18 protein-coding genes and 2 pseudogenes are annotated in these 18893 nt (G+C 58.9%); 3 read left to right on the top strand and 17 right to left on the bottom strand.

The window, feature by feature from the left end; genetic code table 11:
• The 3 genes and pseudogenes from WP12_RS21915 to WP12_RS21905 all read left to right on the top strand — a co-directional run.
• Positions 1-114 (top strand): transposase (locus WP12_RS21915; protein ID WP_152663832.1); only part of this gene is annotated, 114 nt, incomplete at its 5' end.
• An 8-nt stretch (positions 115-122) separates the two neighbouring features.
• Positions 123-503, top strand: a pseudogene (locus WP12_RS21910) (thiamine pyrophosphate-dependent enzyme); the annotation flags it as partial.
• The gene (locus tag WP12_RS21905; RefSeq protein WP_046195773.1) at positions 485-1720 is read left to right on the top strand and encodes a dihydrolipoamide acetyltransferase family protein; all 1236 of its coding nucleotides are present in this window, start codon (positions 485-487) and stop codon (positions 1718-1720) included. The pseudogene WP12_RS21910 and the gene WP12_RS21905, both read left to right, overlap by 19 nt.
• Positions 1721-2211: 491 nt before the next feature.
• On the opposite strand, the gene WP12_RS21900 is transcribed toward WP12_RS21905, so the two are convergent.
• The 17 genes and pseudogenes from WP12_RS21900 to WP12_RS21830 all read right to left on the bottom strand — a co-directional run.
• Positions 2212-3372: an IS110 family transposase gene (locus tag WP12_RS21900; RefSeq protein WP_052730564.1), complete on the bottom strand. Its 1161-nt coding sequence runs from the start codon at positions 3370-3372 to the stop codon at positions 2212-2214.
• 75 nt (positions 3373-3447) lie between these two features.
• Positions 3448-3891, bottom strand: a complete 444-nt coding sequence (locus WP12_RS23695; protein WP_052730563.1) for a DUF5681 domain-containing protein — start codon at positions 3889-3891, stop codon at positions 3448-3450.
• A complete protein-coding gene (locus WP12_RS21890) occupies positions 3888-5222 on the bottom strand; it encodes a site-specific DNA-methyltransferase (protein ID WP_046195772.1) in 1335 nt (444 codons plus the stop codon). The genes WP12_RS23695 and WP12_RS21890 overlap by 4 nt, the downstream gene beginning before the upstream one ends.
• Before the next feature lie 1144 nt (positions 5223-6366).
• A complete protein-coding gene (locus tag WP12_RS21885) occupies positions 6367-7167 on the bottom strand; it encodes an SDR family NAD(P)-dependent oxidoreductase (protein WP_235399256.1) in 801 nt (266 codons plus the stop codon).
• On the bottom strand, positions 7164-8207 hold the full coding sequence (locus WP12_RS21880) for an SMP-30/gluconolactonase/LRE family protein (RefSeq protein WP_046195771.1): 1044 nt from the start codon (positions 8205-8207) through the stop codon (positions 7164-7166). The genes WP12_RS21885 and WP12_RS21880 overlap by 4 nt, the downstream gene beginning before the upstream one ends.
• Positions 8208-8285: 78 nt before the next feature.
• Positions 8286-9212, bottom strand: a complete 927-nt coding sequence (locus WP12_RS21875) for a 3-keto-5-aminohexanoate cleavage protein (RefSeq protein WP_046195770.1) — start codon at positions 9210-9212, stop codon at positions 8286-8288.
• On the bottom strand, positions 9212-9367 hold the full coding sequence (locus tag WP12_RS25420) for a hypothetical protein (protein ID WP_160299267.1): 156 nt from the start codon (positions 9365-9367) through the stop codon (positions 9212-9214). Before WP12_RS25420 ends, WP12_RS21875 begins: the two co-directional genes overlap by 1 nt.
• 48 nt (positions 9368-9415) lie before the next feature.
• Complete coding sequence (locus tag WP12_RS21865; protein WP_160299266.1) at positions 9416-10174, bottom strand: SDR family NAD(P)-dependent oxidoreductase; 759 nt, start codon at positions 10172-10174, stop codon at positions 9416-9418.
• Positions 10175-10257: 83 nt separating this feature from the next.
• Positions 10258-11208 (bottom strand): sugar phosphate isomerase/epimerase family protein, encoded by a 951-nt coding sequence (locus WP12_RS21860; protein ID WP_152664116.1) that lies wholly within the window; start codon positions 11206-11208, stop codon positions 10258-10260.
• 43 nt (positions 11209-11251) lie between these two features.
• On the bottom strand, positions 11252-12115 hold the full coding sequence (locus WP12_RS21855; protein WP_052730561.1) for an SDR family NAD(P)-dependent oxidoreductase: 864 nt from the start codon (positions 12113-12115) through the stop codon (positions 11252-11254).
• Between the two features lie 97 nt (positions 12116-12212).
• Positions 12213-14387 (bottom strand): TonB-dependent receptor, encoded by a 2175-nt coding sequence (locus WP12_RS21850; RefSeq protein WP_084691285.1) that lies wholly within the window; start codon positions 14385-14387, stop codon positions 12213-12215.
• A gap of 269 nt (positions 14388-14656) precedes the next feature.
• A pseudogene (locus WP12_RS24455) lies at positions 14657-15373 on the bottom strand (integrase core domain-containing protein); the annotation flags it as partial.
• A 6-nt stretch (positions 15374-15379) separates the two neighbouring features.
• The gene (locus tag WP12_RS26520) at positions 15380-15517 is read right to left on the bottom strand and encodes a muconolactone Delta-isomerase family protein (RefSeq protein ID WP_443027897.1); all 138 of its coding nucleotides are present in this window, start codon (positions 15515-15517) and stop codon (positions 15380-15382) included.
• 33 nt (positions 15518-15550) lie between these two features.
• Complete coding sequence (locus WP12_RS26270; protein WP_268794747.1) at positions 15551-15682, bottom strand: hypothetical protein; 132 nt, start codon at positions 15680-15682, stop codon at positions 15551-15553.
• A 136-nt stretch (positions 15683-15818) separates the two neighbouring features.
• Positions 15819-17057: an LVIVD repeat-containing protein gene (locus WP12_RS21840; RefSeq protein ID WP_046195765.1), complete on the bottom strand. Its 1239-nt coding sequence runs from the start codon at positions 17055-17057 to the stop codon at positions 15819-15821.
• Between the two features lie 168 nt (positions 17058-17225).
• Positions 17226-18131, bottom strand: coding sequence for a LysR family transcriptional regulator (locus WP12_RS23690; protein WP_052730560.1), 906 nt, complete (start codon positions 18129-18131; stop codon positions 17226-17228).
• Between the two features lie 205 nt (positions 18132-18336).
• The coding region (locus WP12_RS21830) for a 2-keto-4-pentenoate hydratase (protein ID WP_200894573.1) at positions 18337-18893 on the bottom strand (557 nt) is incomplete at its 5' end.

Below are 18893 nucleotides of genomic sequence, written 5' to 3'. Positions count from 1 at the left end.
CGCATGTTCTGCCGCCTCAAGGACTATCGCCGTATCGCCACCCGCTACGACAAACTCGCCACCAATTTCCTTGGCGCTATCTACCTCGCCGCAGCCGTCACATGGTGGTTATGAGTCCCGACCCTAGCCTCTATTCGGCGCGGGACTATGGGTTCTACTCGCTGTCGGGCAATGTCGGCAGCCGGTTCGGCCATGCAGTGGGCTGGGCGATGGCATCGGCCTATTCAGAGGATGACAAGATCGCTCTCGCCTATATCGGCGAGGGAACGACTGCCGAGGGCGATTTCCACGAAGCGCTCACCTTCGCCTCGGTCTATCATGCGCCGGTTATCCTGTGCGTGACCAACAACCAGTGGGCGATATCGTCCTTCTCGGGCATTGCCGGCGGCAACGAGACGACCTTCGCCGCCAAGGCGATTGCCTATGGAATGCCTGGGCTACGCGTCGATGGCAATGACTTCCTGGCCGTGTGGGCCGCGACCGAATGGGCGGCGGAGAGGGCATCGCGGAAGCCGAGATCGTGGCGTGGCACGTAAAGGTGGGCGACGTCGTCGAGGAGGACGCGGCGCTCGCCGATGTAATGACCGACAAGGCGACGGTCGAGATGACCGCGCCGGTCGCCGGCAAGATATTGCAGATCGCGGGCGAGCCGGGAGAGATGATCGCGATCGGATCGATCCTGGCCGTGTTCGAGACCGAGGGCGACGCCGAGCGGGCGCCAGAGCCGACGCCAGCATTGGAGGTCGCGCCCAATGAAGCGGCGCAGGTCGTGAAGCCCGATCCGGTGCCCGCGCCGGTCGAGGCCAAGCCCGAACCCAAAGATGAACCGAAGCCCGAGCCCGTCGTGGCCCGCGCAGATCACAAGCGCGTCCTCGCATCCCCCGCGGTGCGCCAGCGTGCGAAGGATCTCGGCATCGACCTCGCCGATGTGAAGACCGCCGAGGACGGCCGCGTGCGGCATAGCGATCTCGACGCTTTCCTCAGCTACAATGCGGGTGGCGGCTATCGCCCCGCGGGCGGCGCGCGCGTCGACGAGCAGGTGAAGGTGATCGGCCTTCGCCGCCGCATCGTCGAGAATATGGCGGCGTCGAAGCGGGCGATCCCGCACTTCACCTATGTCGAGGAGATCGACGTCACCAAGCTGGAGGAGCTGCGCGCCGATCTGAATGCGACGCGCGGTGCCAAGCCCAAGATCACCATGCTGCCGCTGCTGATCACCGCGATTTGCAAGATGCTGCCGCAGTTCCCCATGATCAACGCCCGCTATGACGACGAGGCCAATGTCGTGACGCGTTCGGGCGCCGTCCATCTCGGCATGGCGACGCAGACCGATGGCGGGCTGATGGTGCCGGTGATCCGCAACGCGGAAGGCCGCAATGTCTGGCAGCTCGCGACCGAGATCGTCCGTCTCGCCGATGCCGCGCGCACCGGCAAGGTGACGTTGGCGGAACTGTCGGGGTCGACCCTGACGATCACCTCGCTCGGCCCGCTCGGCGGGATCGCGACGACGCCGGTGATCAACCGGCCCGAGGTCGCGATCATCGGCCCGAACAAGGTGGTCGAGCGTCCCGTCTTCCGCGATGGCCAGGTCGTAGCCGCCAAGCTGATGAACCTGTCGATCAGCTGCGATCACCGCGTCGTCGACGGCTGGGATGCCGCCAGCTTCGTCCAGGCGCTCAACCGCTTGCTGGAGACGCCGGCGCTACTGTTCGTGGAGTAGCGCTACATTCGACTTGCTTCCCGTCCGGAAGCGAGCAATCTGGCCTCGCTCCCGCGACACTCGGGAGCGGGGCTTAGTAACCTCCTTGGTAGCCAACTCGGTCGAGATCATCGGCCGGATGGCATGCGCGCATGTCCAGCCGGTTCGCCGGTAAAGGCGCATGCGCCTGCGGGCTACCACAGGTTACTAACATTCTCTAGCTGAGGTCCCCCGTCGGGGGTGCGCGGCAATACCGTCGCCATAATCACATCATGTCTTTGCCTTTCGAGCAAGGGCTGGGGTGATCTTCCCGGAGTGCAACAGTCTCTTCGGGGTCGTGCGATGGATCGAGATCCATGTGGCTCGCACGCCTCAATATGGGCACTCGTATCGAAGGGTGGGGCTCCATCAACCGTAGCTCAGGGTCATTACTGCCCTAATGTTATAACCGAAGTCCCCGATCCCTCCGCCTCCCGGGAGGATCTTTCCAGCCGTTCTCACGCTGGAACTGGTCAGGCCCGCGCTGCCTGCGTCATCTCCCGATGCGCAACGACGGTGTCGGCCTTGAACTGGAAGTGGGTGCCGTCACGCCACAGGCCGAACATGATGATGGCGAGCTTGCGTGCGACGGCGATGCGCGCCTTGTGGAAGCCGATCTTCTTCGACAGCCGCACGCCCCAGTCCTTGAGCGAACTGAATGTTTTGGTGGCCGCCATCATCACGGTGGCAGCGTTGACCAGGTGGGTGCGGGTCAGCCGGTTGCCCATTTTGCTGATCGAACCTCGGAAGAGGCTTTCACCCGACTGATAGATGCGTGGCGTGAGACCGAGATAGGCGGCGACATCATCAGCGCGACGGAAGCGCTCGGGCTGCTCGATCGCGGTAAAGAACGACAAGGCCGTGATCGCCCCGACGCCGGGGATTTCCATAAAGCGGCGGCATACCGGGTTCTGTCGGGCCAGCATCTCGAGTTCGGCCTCCATCCGCTCGGCATCTTCGTGAAGACGGGCGCAAAGATCGAGGAGCGGCAGGATGCGCGGGCGCAGATTGATGTCGTCATTATCCTGGATCTGCAGGAGTTGCTCGATCACCCGCTCACGGAAGGTGGCGGGCACCTTGGCGCCTGCCTCGACACGGCCGCCGTAAACACGCAACAGCCCACGCACCATCGCCTCATTGGCAATCCGCTGCTGGACCAGCCGCTGGCGCATGATCAGCTGCGCACGGATTTCGAAGCACGCCGCGCTCTTCACATAGACCTCGGTCAGATATTCGCGACCGGTGCGCGTGATCTCGGCGATGCCACGAGCATCGTTCGTATCGGTCTTGTTGCGCTTGATCGACAGGACACGGTGAACCTGCAGCGCATCGAGCACCGCGACCTGGAATCCCTGCCGGCGAAGATGTGTTGCCAGATAGCCCGACGTACCTCCTGACTCCAATCCGATATGGGCAATATTCGAAGTAAAGTTCTTCCGCAGATAACGCCCGATCTCTACCGGCTCCGATTTCATCGAGCATTGGTGGATAACTCTACTTTCTCCATCGATCACGCAGACTGAAGTTGACTTCAGTCCGACGTCGAGGCCTACCCACACTCGACCGCGGGCCGGATCTGCTTCGGCATTCGCCCGGTACGCGAGCAACTCGGGGTTTGTGATTGTCTTGGCCATGGGATCTCCTTCCTGGGCAGCATCGTGCTGCCCGCTATTTGAAGGGGGGCCGCCGCTCCCCAGCCCCACCCCATGCTAATCGATACCCTGGCGAGTCAGCTTGCGCTGCTTGTTGATCAGGGCAGCGAACTCTGGAGTCACATCGTCGATAGTCGCCTGATACTCCCCCATCTCCAGCAACTGAAAATACCTCTCGTGCAGTTCGCTATGTTCGCGAACGGCTCTCTCGAAATCGGCGAGGAAGGTCCGAATAGACGAGATCTGCCCACCCATGGCCTTTCCGAACAACGCCATGCGCACCGCCTTATAAGCAGGCATCTTGACCTTGCCCTGCGGCGTGGACACCGAGACTTCCATCAAGCCGACCTGTAGCGTCATGCGGCGCAGTTCGCGGTCGGTGGCCGCAATCTCGCGCTTGCGCGGGCGGCCCCTCGGATTCCCCGACTTCCCCTTCTGAAACGGCTTGCCAACCGGCGGCTTGCCATAGCCGACCCTATACGGCTTCTCTGGATCGCTCATGCGTCGGCTCCCGCGTTGATCGCTTGGCGTTCCAGGACGACGTCTTCGAAGCTCTGCGACGTTTCGGCGAGAATGGCGGTCTTGCCCGTGAACCGCTCCCATCGCCTGACGATAACGTCACAATATAGAGGATCTATCTCCATCACCCGGGCCACGCGCCCCGTCTTTTCAGCAGCGATAAGCGTGGTGCCCGATCCACCAAATGGGTCGAGCACGATCTGGCCGCGCTTGCTGACATCCTTGATCGCGTCGGCCACAAGCGGCACGGGCTTCACGGTCGGATGGAGAATCAGTTCTTCCATCCGATCCGCTTTGAAACTGTTGATGCCGGCATAGGTCCAGACGTTCGTACGGTGCCGCCCTTTGTCACCCAGCTCGAAATTGTTGGTGTGAGGTGCATCGCCCACCTTCCAGACCAACACCTCCTCATGCTGCGAGCGATAGAAGGTTCCCATACCGCCGTTCGTCTTCACCCAGATGCAGACATTCTTGTACTCGGTGAACACCGCCAGACCCGCCGCAAGGCACTCGCCCAGATGGCGCCAATCCATGCACGTGAACACAATCGCGCCGTTGGCACAGACCCGCTCGATATTCTCAAATGCAGCGACCAGGAATTGCTGAAACTGCTGAGACGACATTTCCCCACTCGCTTCGGCAAACTCGCGATGCCGTATTTTGCCTAGCCCACCGACATTACCGTCGATCTTCACATTGTAGGGCGGATCGGTGAACGCCATATGCGCTCGCTCACCGTCCATCAGGGCGTCCATAGTCGCCGAATCCTTGGCGTCGCCGCACAACAGGACATGCCGGCCGAGCAGCCAACGATCGCCGAGACGACTTATCGCTTCACCGGCCATTTCAGGAATGTCATCGGCATTATCGACATCCGGCCCATTTACCGAACGTTCTTTGGCACCATCGATAACGATATCGGCCTCGACCTGCTCGAACCCTGTCAATTCGAGGTCAAGCCCGGCGTCGATCGTGAACTGCAGTTCGCTTGCGAGGATTTCGTAATCCCATGTCGATCCCATCGCCAATTTGTTGTCCGCAATGAGATAGGCGCGTTTTTGCGCTTCGGACAAAGAGGTGATCCGAACACAGGGCACCGATTTGAGGCCAATGCTCTTCGCGGCGAGCAAACGGCCGTGGCCAGCGAGAATGGTATCGCTCTCATCGATAAGCAACGGCAACGTGAAGCCATATGCTCGGATGGATTTAGCAATCTGTGCGATCTGCCGCTTGGGATGATTGCGGGCATTATTCGCCGAGGCTTTCAAACGGCCAACGCCAACATATTCGATTTTATGATCTTCGTTCGTCATTATGCGCTCACTTTCAATAGAGCGGGCGAAAGCTCGCTCGTTTTCGAAGTGCGCAACCCCTGATTCGTACCCGATTTGGGGTTGGCGCGCATATGCTCTTGGAAGGGTAACGGCAACTCGGAATAAATCGCCTTGATTTAAAATCTGTGGATAACTATGGACCGCTGCTATCCGTACTGTTCAGCGCAAATGATTGTATTTTCGACAAAATTAATTCGGATATTTTCCGCTGTTACTAGGATCATAATTCCTCTGTTTTAAAATTACGCGCCCGCGGTTACGCCGCATGGGATCGCGGAACGCAGCCGCTTTTTCCTCGCAGGAGTGTCGGGACGGCTCTCGGAAATTCACGAAAACAGGGGAAAGAGGCCGAGACCGAAGAGCTCCTGACCGCGTCACGCGCCATTTTTCAAAGACTTAGCTGTCCAAAGTCTGAAAGTCGGCTTTCGAACGGGCTTTCGAACGGTGCCGCACCGTGTCGAAACAGCGCGTCGGCCATCGCAGCAGGTCGGCCTCTATCATAAGCAGCATTGATGAGCGCCTCCGAGAGCGCCTTCGTCGAGGAAATCGGGCGTTCGCTCCGAATGCCCCAAATGGCCTCTGCTTGCCCCGGAGCAGGCAGTGTCGGCGGGTCCATTCCAAGACCATCCTAGCCAAGATGATCACGCCAACACCCGCGGGAGGAGCCCTCCCCTTTCCTCTCCAGCATCGAGGCTCGCCACCTCCCGCTGTCACCCCGCACATCGGAGAATTTTCGAGTCGCCGACGGCGGCCCAAAGTTCAGGAAGTTTGGCCGACATATCGTTCAGGCCGTGACCGACCTCCACGAATGGGCAAGCGCACTCATCTGCTCAGCGACGAATGATCACTCAATCGGTCAAGAATTATGCGGCGGCAAACCTTGAAGGCTGGAGAGACACGAAGGTCGCCAAGAGCCGGAGTCGCAAGTTACTGGATTTAATCAGCTATCGAGCAGGAATGTGCGGGAGGGATCCGAACCCGCGATTCTTGGCGGGATTTGCCTCATTCATTGACACAGGTACTTACGCCCAAGACCGCCTTATCGATGCGGCCCCGTCCCACGCTCGAAATCACACAACATTGACGGACGTGATCTGCCCGATCCTGCCCAAAAGGGGAGGACCTAGGCGGTCTCGACATCGCCAGGCCCGCCATAAGCCAGCCACCCGCCATCGACCGGCAGCAGCACGCCCGTCAGAAAACGGCTCCAGTCCGACAGCAGAAAGGCAGCTGCCGCGCCCACCTCCTCTACCTCGCCGAGCCGCCCCATCGGCGTTCGCCGTTCAAGCCGGCTGACATCGACCTTGCCCTCCGCTTTCAGCCGCTCGATCATGGGCGTGCGGATATAGGTAGGGGCGAGCGAATTGACGCGCACGCCCGCACTTGCCCATTCGCAAGCCAGCGTTCGCGTTAATTGCGCGATCGCGGCCTTGGCGGGGCCATAGGCATGACGCCTGGGTATGCCGGTCACTCCATTGACCGAGGATATGGTGACGATCGATCCGTAGCCCTGCGCCAGCATGATCCTGCCGGCCGCTCGGCAAACAAGGAAAGTACCGCGCAGGTTGATATCGGTTACTCGCTGCCAGTCGGCTATGGCGACTTCCAGCGCCGGCGCGACAACGTCACTGACGCCGGCGCTGTTAAACACACCGTCGATACCGCCAAGCAGCGTGTTGGCGCCGGCCATCAGCGCCTCGCAGGCTATCTCGTCCACCACATCGACGTGCTGGCAACGGGCTGGCGCCAAATCAGGCCATGCCTCGATCAGCGCAGCAAGATCGCGGTCGGCGACGACAAGTTCCGCGCCCAGCCTTTGGAACAGCTGCGCCGCGCCCAGGCCGATACCGCTCGCCGCCCCGGTGACCACAATCCTTTTGCCCGAGAGCCATTCTGGCGACAACTGCGCTTGTCCAATCATCATGCGTTACAATGAGCCATGGGCAGGCCGGCGACCGGGCTGTCGAAGACAGGAATTGTGGTCGCGCGCAGGCCCCCGAGATAAACCTGGTCCAAGTTGGGGCCGCCGAACGTCACCGATGCCAGCCACGGACATAGGTTGCCGCCGGTTTTCATCAGCACATCGAAGGGCGGCGCCTGGCCGCTGGCTACCGCGGCCTCCATCTTTGCGAGACCCTCGGGGTTGCCGTCTTCCAGCAGCGTGAGCACATCTCCCTGCGGCGTGATAGCGATCAACCGATCGGCGAAGATCATGGTTGCCCAGAGATTTCCGTAAGCATCGAAAGCGATGCCATCGATAAAGCCGGACCCAAGGTTGTCGGGACCATAGGTTTCCCGTTCAGACAACGACCCATCCGCGCCGACCCGCAGACGGGTTACGCGGCGGCGCGCGGTTTCCGCCACATAAAGCCATTCCTCATGCTCGTCGAACCGGATCTCGTTCGTAAAGGCGAAGCCGTCGGCGACGATCCTGAGGCCGCGCTCATCCATCAGCGCGATGTAGCCGTCCGCGAGATCGGGCCGGAGCGCATCGTTCCAGGGGTTGGTTCGGGTGGAAACGGTCAGCCAGATGCGGCCGCGGCTGTCGCACAGGACGAAATTGACCTTGCCCATCGGTTGGCCGTCGATGCTGTCGCAAAGCACCCGCGTCTTGCCGTCGCGGGTCATGCGTTCAAGCCGATCAGTGCCGAAATTGGCGATCAATATGTCGCCATTGGGCGCAAAGGCGAGGCCGTTGGGCAAAGTGCCGCCGAGCAAGCTTGCAGCGGCGTCGGCCTGCAAATCAAAATGCCGGTCGACCGACTGCAGGATCAGATCCTGGCCCTGGCCGGGCATGATCCTCATTACCCCGCCTCGGGCGTCCGCCGCCCACAACGTGCCATCGCGTTCGGCAAGAATGCATTCCGGGCGCTGAAGATCGTGACCGACAAAGCTGGCCTCTGCCGGATCGAACTGCCACCCATGAAGGGGATTACCCCCCTTGCCCGTTCGTATAAGCGTCATGCGGTCTTCCTAGGGTCCAAAGGGAAGTGCGGATCACGAAAGGGGTTTTGCCACCTTGTTCGCGGCTCTATCAGCCACTCAGTAGGCGACGCGGTCGCCGCCCTTCAGCGCCAAAATCTCCCGCGCTTCGGCGGGGCTGGCCGGCTCATGTCCCATTTCGCGCAGGATACGCACGATCTTGCATACCTGCTCGGCGTTGGAGACCGCGAGCTTGCCGCGCTCAATGAACAGGCTGTCTTCCAGGCCCACGCGGACGTGGCCGCCCATCAGCGCGGCCTGAGTCAGGAAAGGCATCTGGTGCCGGCCCGCCGCCAACACCGACCATTGAAAGCTGTCGCGACCGAAGAGCCGATCCGCAGTCTGCTTCATGAACATGAGATTCTCGAGATCGGGCCCGATGCCGCCCAAGATGCCGAAAATCATCTGCAGGAAAAATCCTGGCTTGATCAGACCCCGATCGAGAAAATGGGCAAGGTTGTAAAGATGCCCGACATCATAGCATTCATGCTCGAACCGGGTTCCGGCGTCGCTCATCGTCTCCAGGATATAGGCGATGTCGCGGAAGGTGTTGCGGAAGATGTAATCATCTGAATTGACGACGTAATCTTTTTCCCAGGGGAATTTCCATTCGCTGATCCGCTTTGCCGCGGGGAAAAAGGCGAAATTCAGCGACCCCATGTTGAGCGAGCACATTTCCGGCTGGAACTTGGCGGCGGCGGCAAGGCGCTCTTGCACGCTCATCGTCGCCGCCCCGCCGGTGGTGATGTTCACAACCGCATCGGTGGCCTGCTTGATGGTGGGCAGAAAGCGCTGGTATATGTCGGGATCGCCAGTCGGACGGCCATCCTCTGGCACGCGCGCGTGCAGGTGAAGGATGGCGGCGCCGGCTTCTGCGGCCTCAATCGCCTGCGAGGCAATCTCCTCCGGCGTTATCGGCAAGGCATCGGACATCGTCGGCGTGTGCGCCGAACCGGTAATGGCGCAGGATATTACCACTTTTGCCATCAGTCGTGCCCCATCGCGATGGCGGCTCCGACCGACGCTTGCTCATGGATGATATGATCAAACGACCAGCCCGGCTCGTCATCCTGGAAAGAGCGCGCTCTCTCCGCCACGTAATCAACGTCGCACACAAGTGCTTCCATGCCTATTTTCGTCATGTAACTCTCCCACCCGTCAGACCTAAACGCCATCGGCCAAATGCCCTATCAGGCGGCGGAAAGGCCGCCGTCCACGCGCAGCACCTGTCCCGTGATGTGGCTCGGAGCGTCGAGCAGCAGCCAGATGCCGGTAGCGACGACTTCTTCAGCATCCGCCATCCGGTGCTGGGGTATAGCCGCCACCAGAGCCGCTTCCGCGGCGGCTGCGTCGCTCGACATTGATTCGAACGTCGCGCGCATCATCCTTGTGTCCGTGGCGCCAGGAGCCACGACATTGGCGCGAACATTCTGCGCCGCCACTTCTAGTGCGAAGGATTTCGTGATGCCCACGACGGCGTGCTTGGATGCCCCATAGCATCCGCAGAGCGGATAACCTCTCGTGGCAAGATAAGAGCCCGTGCTGACGATCGATCCGCCTCCCGCAGCCACCAGATGCGGTGTCGCGTATTTCATGTTGAGAAACACACTTCGCGCGTTCACGGCCACGACACGGTCGAAGTCCTCTACCGTGGCTTCGGTGACAGGTACGACATTGCCCTCGATTCCGGCGATGTTGTAAACGCCGTGGAGCGCGCCGAACTCTTCAACAGCGCGAGCGACATAATTTCGGACGGCGGCGTCATCGCTGACATCGGCACCGATCGCGAGAAACCGTCCCTTGGTGGGTCCTATCGCGTTAATGGCTTGCGACACGCTCGCTTGGTCGAGATCAACGCAAACGACATTGATGTCTCGTTGCGCGAGGATACGTAAGGCCTCAAGGCCCATGCCCCCGGCAGCCCCGGTTACGATCACTGTTTTCGTCATCATGCACTCCCTCGCACGGATTTGTTCGACCTGATCGAAAAGGCCTTCGCCGGAGACCGGCTGCGATCACGATGTCGGGGAAATTATGTACGAAGATCCCATGCTTTTAGCAGGCCGGCATGGGCTCGCTCGATCAGCTTATCGTATGGAATTTTCCACAATGAATCCGGGAGTTCCGTTCCCCAGCGGCCATCATCGGAGAAAATCTCGAAGTCATACCAGCCCGTGTAACCGCCTCGCTCGAGGGCTCCCAGCAATGCGGGTATGTCCATGATCCCGTCGCCCGGGAGCAGGCGGTCCGCGAAGCAACGCGGCGGCTCGCGCCAGTCATTGTACTGAACGCCGAAGATGCGGGATGCGAACCGCTCCGTGTCCGCAACGATATTGTCCTCATCCCAGAGATGGTAGAAGTCGTACAGAAGGCCTATTCCCGAACCACCAACTTCATCCAGGAAATCGATCGTTTCGGGCATCGATCGGAGGAATGAGAAATCCAAGCCTTCGTTTCGATTTGTCTCGAGCGCCAGTCGCGTACCCAGGCTGACTGCCAGCGCCGTTGCCTCCCGCAACGCCTCGACAGCGATCTTGCGCGCGTCTGCAACATCATAACCCGAACTTGATCCCGTCACCACCAAGATGCAGTCCGGTTCAAACTTGGCAATACGCCGGATGCTTTCGAGCATGGCTTCAAGACGCAGATCCGGGTCAGCAGGCCCGGGAAAGATGTTGTCAGGCCGCAGGGGAAGCGGCGAGGTGTTGGCGGGGATGCAAATGGTGGCCGTCAGCCCACTCTCTTTCAGCGCCGCAATCTGCCGCCCTTCTTCGCCGTCGCGGAGTTTGAACTCTGATATGGCGACTCCCGTTGCTCCCGAAGCCTTTATGAGATCGAGGTCCTGTTCGAATGTGGTGTCCGGCAGTGAAAGCTGGCAGACCGACAGCCGTTGAAGCAATGACATAGCATTCTCTTTCACAACAATTTCGAGAAGCGACCAAGATCGGCTCTCCAGCCACTTGGCACGATCGGCGTCGGACAATTAGCCGATGAACAGGTCGACACCCGCCGGCCATGTGGGCCCGTTATCCGCTGCCAAGAGCTCGTTCGACGGTCCGATCAAGCAGCTCCTCAACATCGAACAAAGCGGATCCTGCGCTGCCCGACGCGACATAGCCGCCGTCGACATAAAGATTTACGCCGGTGATGTTGGACGCCTCGTCGGATGCCAGGAAGAGGGCGGCGTTGGTGATGTCGTCAGGATAGGAAATGCGGCCCAGTAGCGTCTGCCGATCGATCAACAATCGCCGCTCTTCCGTCCCTTCATCGCCGTAAAGCGCACCGACCGCTGGCGTAAAAACCGTTCCCGGTGAAACGACATTCACTCTGATCCGATCGCGTCCAAAGTGATTGGCCAGCGCGATGCCCATTCGAATGACAGCTCCTTTGGCCACGGCGTAAGGGAAGATGTGCCCCAGATTGCCGATGAAGCCGGAGCCGAAGGTGGCGCCAGAGACCGAGCCCGTCAAAACGATCGAACCTCCACCGCGCTTTCGCATCAGAGCCGCCGCCTGCTGCGCGACGAGAAAGCTCATCGTCACCACATTATCGAGCGAATAGTTCATTTCGGCCTTGGTCACCGTATCCGGCGAGCCATAGCGTGATACCATTGCGTAATGGACGAGGATGTCGAGGCCGCCGAAGCGCTCCTCAATGCTGTCCATGAGACAGGAAATCGTCGCTTCATCGGACAGGTCAACCGGATGGACGGAGATCATCTCTCCTCCCATTTGTTCGACCAGCCGCAGTGTCTCGGCCGCCTTATCAGCATTGAGATCGCAGCCGACAATCCTGGCACCCTCGGCAGCGAACCGCAGCGCCGTTGACCGCGCGATGCCGTCCCCGGTGCCTGTGATGAGCGCCACCTTTCCCTTTAGTCGATCGCCCATGTGCTATCCTCTCATTTTAGCTGCTTACCCGTCGATGTCAGCCTCCATTCCTGAAGGAGGCTGACATCAAGAGCTTCGGACTACGCCTGATTTCCAATCAATATTTGAAGGATGCCGTGACGCCGTAGGTCCGCGGCGGCGCTGAAACCGATGCGTCTCCGACCGGGTACAGATTCGGATTGGCTATGGAGTAATAGTCTGCGTCCGTCAGGTTCTTGCCCCACACCCGGAGGGTGAACGGACCATTTGACGGCGACCATGACAGGCCGGCATTGACAATCGTGTAGCTCGACTGGTGGACACGGGGATCCACCACGAACTTATATCCACTATTATGTTGAAGGCCGATGTTCGCGGCAAAGTCGCCGCTCTCGGTGGGCAAGGTGTATTGTGCTGAAATGCTGCCAACAAACTTTGGCGTACGGGCCGTACGAAGCCCTTTAGCATTTACTATGCCAATGGAGTTGCCTTGCGCGTCCCGGAACTCATAGCCGGGATAATCCGTATAATGGCCGTCCATGAGCGTCACGGCACCGCTCAACTTCAATCTTGATGTCGGAACATAATCAACTGTCGCCTCAAAGCCTTTAATGTGCGAGTCGCCGGCATTCTCAACCACGTTGCCAGAACCTCGGTTCACATTCACCTGCTGATCCGAGTAACGGTATAGGAAGCCGTTCATGTTAAGCCTGAGCGTACGGTCGAACCACTCGGTCTTCAGGCCGACTTCATAGGCTTTGAGCTTCTCGGGGTCATAGCCATCCGCAGAGAGCAACGCATAACCGCCGCTCTTGAAGCCCGTGTTGAACGAAACATATGCCAGGATGTCGCGAGAAAAATGATGCTCCAGCGCAACCCGGAATGTCGGTTCTTTGAATGTTCTCTTCGGGGGAAATAAGCCCGCGGCAGGGAATGTAAACTGCACCGTGTCCTTCGTGTAGCGAACGCCTCCGGTCAACTTGGTGTCTTCCAAAAGCTTCACCGTTGCCTGTGCGAAGCCGGCAATTGATTTGGTCTTTTGCTGATCGAAGTCGATAAAGTTGACCCCGGTGAAGAGGAAATCGTGATACGACCCCTTAGCATTATAATAGAAAGCGCCAACCATCCAGTTGAATGCAGGGTTATCGCGACCCTTTAGCCTTACCTCCTGAGATAACCCCTGATATTTAGCAGTCCACGCAAGTTCGTAGGCGCCATTTGCGATGTTACCTTCGGTCGATTGATCTTCATCGAGCGTATAGTAATCGCTCGATTTTCGGTACGCGGTGATGCTCGTCAGACTCACCGCGCCCAGATCCTGGTCAACCTTCAGAGAGACGCCACCGGATTTGACACGCATAGTATCTGGGAAATTGATGTTCGCATCGTAGCGACTGATATATCCCGTCGGCGGAGTGGCACCCGGAAGATCGGAGAAAGACCCCGGCACCCTATGATAGCTTACTGTATTTTCGCTTCGTGAATAATCACCCGAAATCCGCAGGACGGTTCCCGTCGGAAGTTCTATCATCCACTTGTTTCGGACCGAAATATTGTTAATTTGATACTTATTGATCTCGGAGCCATCAAACAGATTGCGTCCATAACCTTTGCCCTGATTCTCATATTGAGCGGACACACTAGTAGCCACATTCTCCGCAACGCCAACGGATCCATAGAAGGACGCATTGACATAGTCGTAATTTCCATAGGTTCCGGATACATCCAGATACGGATTCTGCGTCGGATCTAGCGTCTGAATCTGGATAACGCCGCCTGTCGCGTTACGCCCGAACAGGGTTCCCTGCGGGCCGCTGAGCACGTCGATCTGCTTGGTGCCCGCCAGCGAGAAGATGTTGGCCTGCGGGGCCGCCATATAGACGTCGTCCACATAGATCGCGACCGGGGATTCCGAGGTCGGGTCAAAGAAATCGGAGCCGATGCCGCGAATATAGGGACTAGCGACAGAGACGTTACTGTTCATGATGAGACTGGGGGCCGCTTGCGACAGCTCCATAGAGCTGGTCACCCCCTGCCGGGCAAGAGCGCCCGAAGATAATGAGGTGACAGCCACCGGAACGTCCTGCATTCGCTCGGAACGGCGCTGGGCCGTGACCACGATATCTTCCAGTTGCGCAGTTCCGGCGCCGACTTGTGGCGGGTTGGGAGCGGCATCCTGAGCCAGTGCGATACTAGGCGGTGTTGATGCGCCTGATGTCTGGGCCGAGGCGGCTCCAGAAAGCACGATCGGCACTACGAGCGCCGCAGCGGATGCATAAAAACGTGATTGCATATTTCCCTCCCCTCCAAAAGAGTTGCTTCCCGACCCCCTGTGTTTTTAGGGGGGCGTTTCTTTTGTTTCGAGTTGAGTTCTACCGACGTCGCGCCATGTCATCGAGACGCGATCTTAGATGTTATCCATCTGATATCGAGATTGTTCAGGCCGGGTGGCGGTTGTGTCTTACCTGCCCCCTTTGCTCCCTCGATCTGATGTATAATCTGCCAACAGATCGATCCGACAACATTCTCTAGACCACCCCGGTTAGAGTTTCCTCGCCTTGGTCACGGTGACGGGCTGCATGCGTCACTGGGATTGATCAGCGTGATCGGCGGCTTGTTGCCGATGGCACGTGCGGCCGATCTTCGTTGTATTATCTGCGCCATTCCTCCAACTTTGCGGGCGTCTGCAAGTGTCGGAAATAGGGGGTGTTCAGGCACTCCGCCCCGAAGCCCCCGTTGAACGCCTCTACGGCTGCATTGTCCGGCCGCTCGCCGGGTCGGGAGAAGTCCAGCGTCACGCCGTGGGTTCAGGCCCGAAGTCCAGGTCCCGGCTGATGAACTCGGAGCCCTGATCGACCCGGATCGTCTTGGGATATCCGACTGCCGCGCAGATCGCCTCAAGGGTCTGCACGACGTCCTCAACGCTAGTCTCGCAAATCTCACGAATGAGGGTTTCGATGCCGGCCTGCTCGCCGCGGCGGGACTTGTAGTGGTATGTTGAGGTGTCCGTCTCCAGAACCGGCAGGCCCGGCGGATCGACGCGCCCCAGTCATCGCGAACTCCGTGCACCAACTCGCGTTTGCGAGCAGGCCTCACAGCTTCAGCTTTGCTGGCCTGCGCCTGGGCGGATGAAGTCCTGCAACATCTCCCCTTCGGCGCGGCTCAGCTGCTTTAGCCGCCGCATGCCCGGCGGCAGAATGCGATCGCACTTCTTCTGCAGTTGAAGTAGGTCGCGCGACTGAATCCGGCCTTGCGGCAAATGTCCGTCACGGGAACACCATGACTTCACCTCGCCTCGGGTTCGGAACATTCAGGAAATGCAGGGTGCGCCAACAGTGGCGTCACCTCAATGTTGCGCAAATATGGAAATAGCGGCAGCGCTTGGAGGTCGGACGCCAGCGCTTCATGCGACTCTGCATCGATAACGAAAACAGCACCCCCGCAGTCTGCACGCCTTCACAATCCCATCAGCCGCCCTTCGGTCTTCCAAATCCGGGCTTGAGCGGCGTCGCCGGCCGCGATCTCGATCCGCTCGTCGCCGAACCCTAATGCCTGCTGATCCGTGTAAAGCTTCACCAGATAAAGCACGAGCGCCCCTGCTCGAGATTGCAGCCTTGCTGGATCATCGTGGGTGATTTTGGATTAGCGCACGATGATCCAAGCTTTTGCTGCTGCATCTTTTTTCAAAAGACCGGTACCCGCTTCTTTGCACGGCGCTAGGACGTCAGGTCGGACGCGGAGTGCGCGTTTCAGAAAGACGAAGTATGTACAGACCCTGGTTCTTGTCGCTGATGAATATATATCCGCGTGAATCTACCAGCACGTCTTCGGTTTGGGCGATTAAACCGGTAGTCGGCCAGGCACCTCGCCTGTCCGTGGGATCTGGTGGGAGGAAATAGGCAATTTCCTTGGGCAGATGCTCATCAGAGATATCGTATACCCGCAGCCCCGCATTGAAGTACGTCAGGAAACAGGTGTTTTCATCATGCAGAAGAACATCCTGATTTTGCCATTGGTGCTGATTGTGCGGCCCGAACCTGGCACCTCGCTCGACGAAGTTCTTGTAAGGGACCCCCGGGGGCGGTTCCGGCAGAGGGAATAGCGAAATGAGGCGTGGATTCTCCTCATCGCTCACATCAACTATGCCCGCATGGCCAAGCGATCCGGTTCCATTCTCGAAGACCGGCTCAGAATTGACGACCACCAAGGGCCGATTCAGCAACGGAAGAGCCGTATGCACGGCAATGAAATGCTGGAATGGCGGCGAGAAGGGCAGGTCGCTGACCATCTTCGGCGCGTTAATGTCAGATATATCAAGAATGACGAAGCCGCCGGCACTATAGGGCAAATAGGCGCGATCACCTACAACATAGGCACCGCCATGCAGAAGCGTTCCCGCCGGAACGCCCCCTTCTCCGCCGGCAAGCCACTGCCCTTCGCGCCACCAGCGCGAGACTTCCGTCGGGTTTGTGGGATCGGAGATATCGACAATTTGCAGGATATGACCATCATAGCCGTCGGGTAAGCCCGTCGCGTAGACATATTGGCCACCATCATAATAGTTGCGATGCGTTCCTGATCCGCCCGTCTTGAAAACGCCCAGTTGCCGGGGATTTTCCGGATCCTCCAAGTCCCAGATCAGAAAGCCCTCATTCTCCCATGGCCCCTCGTGGCCACCGAGATACAGCGGGGTCGCCTCCATCGCGGTGATCATCTTGCCGTCCGCGATTTGGATCTGGTACGTCATTGTATCCGTCGGACCCGGCACATGTTTGACATAGCGGTGCGAATAGGGGTCCGTGATATCCAGGATTACGAAGCCCGGCTCCCACAGCAAGGCGGTATAGAGGTACCAGCGTTCGCCGGCCCGATGAATCGCCATTTTAAAGCCAGCTTTTCCGTCGAGATCGGCATATCCGATCTGATCGATATTCCAGCTGATTGCCTCTTTTTGAGGGAACATGCATCTCTCCTGGGCCACCCTAGCGGCTGCATATCAGCGCGGCGTTGGCGTGCTTCAGGATTTATCGGCCAACCTTGCCACTATCGAGCGCCTGACCGGCAAGAGACTCATCTCATCTAAAGATAAAACAGCGCCAGCCTGCTGGACCGCGATGAACTGAACGCCGCATCAAAACATCACGCCGACACTCTTAAGATTCTCAATTTCCTCCATGAGAATCTCGTGGACGCAGGTGACGGCGTTGCTGGGAGTGGGTGTGACGCGACGGGCGATATAGCGTGTAAGCGTAAGGTCGCTGAGGGCCGTTGCATGCCATGCCGGGTTGCCCTTTTCCTCCAGCACCGCGGTTTCTGGTAGAAGCAGCGAACCGTAGCCCAGCATCGAAAGAGATTTCATCAGAGAAAGCGAGTCCGCCTCCACCCCCACGTTCAGTGTGATGCCACTCTTCTTCGCCAATGCCTCGATGTTGCTGCGCTCCCGCTGAGGAAGATGAGACAAAATGAGCGGGACGCCCAGCGCTTGCTGGATGGTGCATGTTTCAGAGGGTAGCGGGTGCATATTGGCTGGCGCCAAAAGGTAAAATCTCTCACGCGCAAGCGGCTGAACATCTATACCAGCTATTGGGTCCGGAAAGGTGATGATCGCCAGGTCGAGGCGACCTTTCACCAGGAGTTCCTGCAGTTCCGCGGTCATGGACTGCACCGGATCAATGTGCACGCCCGGATAGAGCTTTTGCGCTTTTTTGAACAATAGCGGGAAGAGAATATTTCCGTCTGATGGATGCGCCCCGAAGTTGACAGTTCCGACAACCTCGTCGGCGGCATCTCGAACAAGCGAGCGGAGCGCCTCGGCATCGAGAAGGAGTTGAGTTGCAGCATCCAACAAGCGCGTTCCAGCTCTCGTCAAACGGACACCCCGACCCTCTCGGGCGAACAGCGCCACACCTAGATCGTCCTGTAATCTGGAGATTTGTCGGCTGAGTGCCGACTGAACGATGTTCAGCCGGCTGGCCGCATCAGTAAAGCTGCGCAATTCGGCGACCGAGACGAAATAGCGGAGTTGCCTCAGATCCATCCCATAGCCTGCCGGGTCAATCCAGACCCGCCTCCTAAAGCGATTTTCTAATCTCTAAAAGCCTTATCGTTGGATATATTGGTCTTCAGCAAGCGGTCATAAGCGCGCAGGCGGTCCCTCCACCAGCGCCTGCTGCGCAAGCTGGTCGGCGTCGAGCATATGGCTCATCATCAGGAAGTCTTAATCGCCGCCTTGATCTTATCGGTCATGGTTCGGATCCATAAGTGAAAGCGCAGCTGCCGATGCCACCGATGTGGATCCGCACATGATCTCCGGGCGCGAGTGTGACCATTGGGCCGAGAGCGCCCGACAGCAGGATGTCGCCGGCCCGCAGCGGTTCGCCGAGCTTCGCCAGCATCCGGGCAATCCAATGCACCGAATTATAAGGGTGGCCGAGGCACGCTGCGCCAGATCCCACCGATGCGACGGACCCGTTGACTTCGGTCACCATGCCGCAGCTGTACAGATCGAGTTCTGCATGTGGGAGGGGGGTGGTTCCAAGCACGAAAAAGGCCGAGGAGCCGTTGTCCGCGACGGTATCGGCGAAGGTGATCTGCCAATCCGCGATACGGCTATCAACGATCTCGATAGAGGGAACCGCCTTGTCGATGGCGGCGATCACCGTCTCCAGCGATACTGTAGATCGGCGTGCAAAAAGGACCCCCTTAGCGGGGTGATCGGCGTCTAAAAGGGACCCCTCATTTCGATGGTTTAAACGGCCGACTGGATTGTCAGTTGGCGAGATCGGGATGTTGGTTGTGG

It is taken from the genome of Sphingomonas sp. SRS2, assembly GCF_000971055.1.
In the GTDB taxonomy this organism is placed as follows: domain Bacteria; phylum Pseudomonadota; class Alphaproteobacteria; order Sphingomonadales; family Sphingomonadaceae; genus Rhizorhabdus.
Note: the sequence above shows the minus strand (reverse complement) of the source record. Positions and strands in the feature narration are given on the sequence as shown.

Excerpts from the sequence above, each read along its gene's own strand:
- WP12_RS21900 (WP_052730564.1), bottom strand. The coding sequence starts at position 3,372 with ATGGCCAAGACAATCACAAACCCCGAGTTGCTCGCGTACCGGGCGAAT.
- WP12_RS21840 (WP_046195765.1), bottom strand. The coding sequence starts at position 17,057 with ATGTTCCCTCAAAAAGAGGCAATCAGCTGGAATATCGATCAGATCGGA.
- WP12_RS21890 (WP_046195772.1), bottom strand. The coding sequence starts at position 5,222 with ATGACGAACGAAGATCATAAAATCGAATATGTTGGCGTTGGCCGTTTG.
- WP12_RS23690 (WP_052730560.1), bottom strand. The coding sequence starts at position 18,131 with ATGGATCTGAGGCAACTCCGCTATTTCGTCTCGGTCGCCGAATTGCGC.
- WP12_RS23695 (WP_052730563.1), bottom strand. The coding sequence starts at position 3,891 with ATGAGCGATCCAGAGAAGCCGTATAGGGTCGGCTATGGCAAGCCGCCG.
- WP12_RS21855 (WP_052730561.1), bottom strand. The coding sequence starts at position 12,115 with ATGGGCGATCGACTAAAGGGAAAGGTGGCGCTCATCACAGGCACCGGG.
- WP12_RS21885 (WP_235399256.1), bottom strand. The coding sequence starts at position 7,167 with ATGATGATTGGACAAGCGCAGTTGTCGCCAGAATGGCTCTCGGGCAAA.
- WP12_RS21875 (WP_046195770.1), bottom strand. The coding sequence starts at position 9,212 with ATGGCAAAAGTGGTAATATCCTGCGCCATTACCGGTTCGGCGCACACG.
- WP12_RS21850 (WP_084691285.1), bottom strand. The coding sequence starts at position 14,387 with ATGCAATCACGTTTTTATGCATCCGCTGCGGCGCTCGTAGTGCCGATC.
- WP12_RS21905 (WP_046195773.1), top strand. The coding sequence starts at position 485 with ATGGGCGGCGGAGAGGGCATCGCGGAAGCCGAGATCGTGGCGTGGCAC.
- WP12_RS21865 (WP_160299266.1), bottom strand. The coding sequence starts at position 10,174 with ATGACGAAAACAGTGATCGTAACCGGGGCTGCCGGGGGCATGGGCCTT.
- WP12_RS25420 (WP_160299267.1), bottom strand. The coding sequence starts at position 9,367 with ATGACGAAAATAGGCATGGAAGCACTTGTGTGCGACGTTGATTACGTG.
- WP12_RS21880 (WP_046195771.1), bottom strand. The coding sequence starts at position 8,207 with ATGACGCTTATACGAACGGGCAAGGGGGGTAATCCCCTTCATGGGTGG.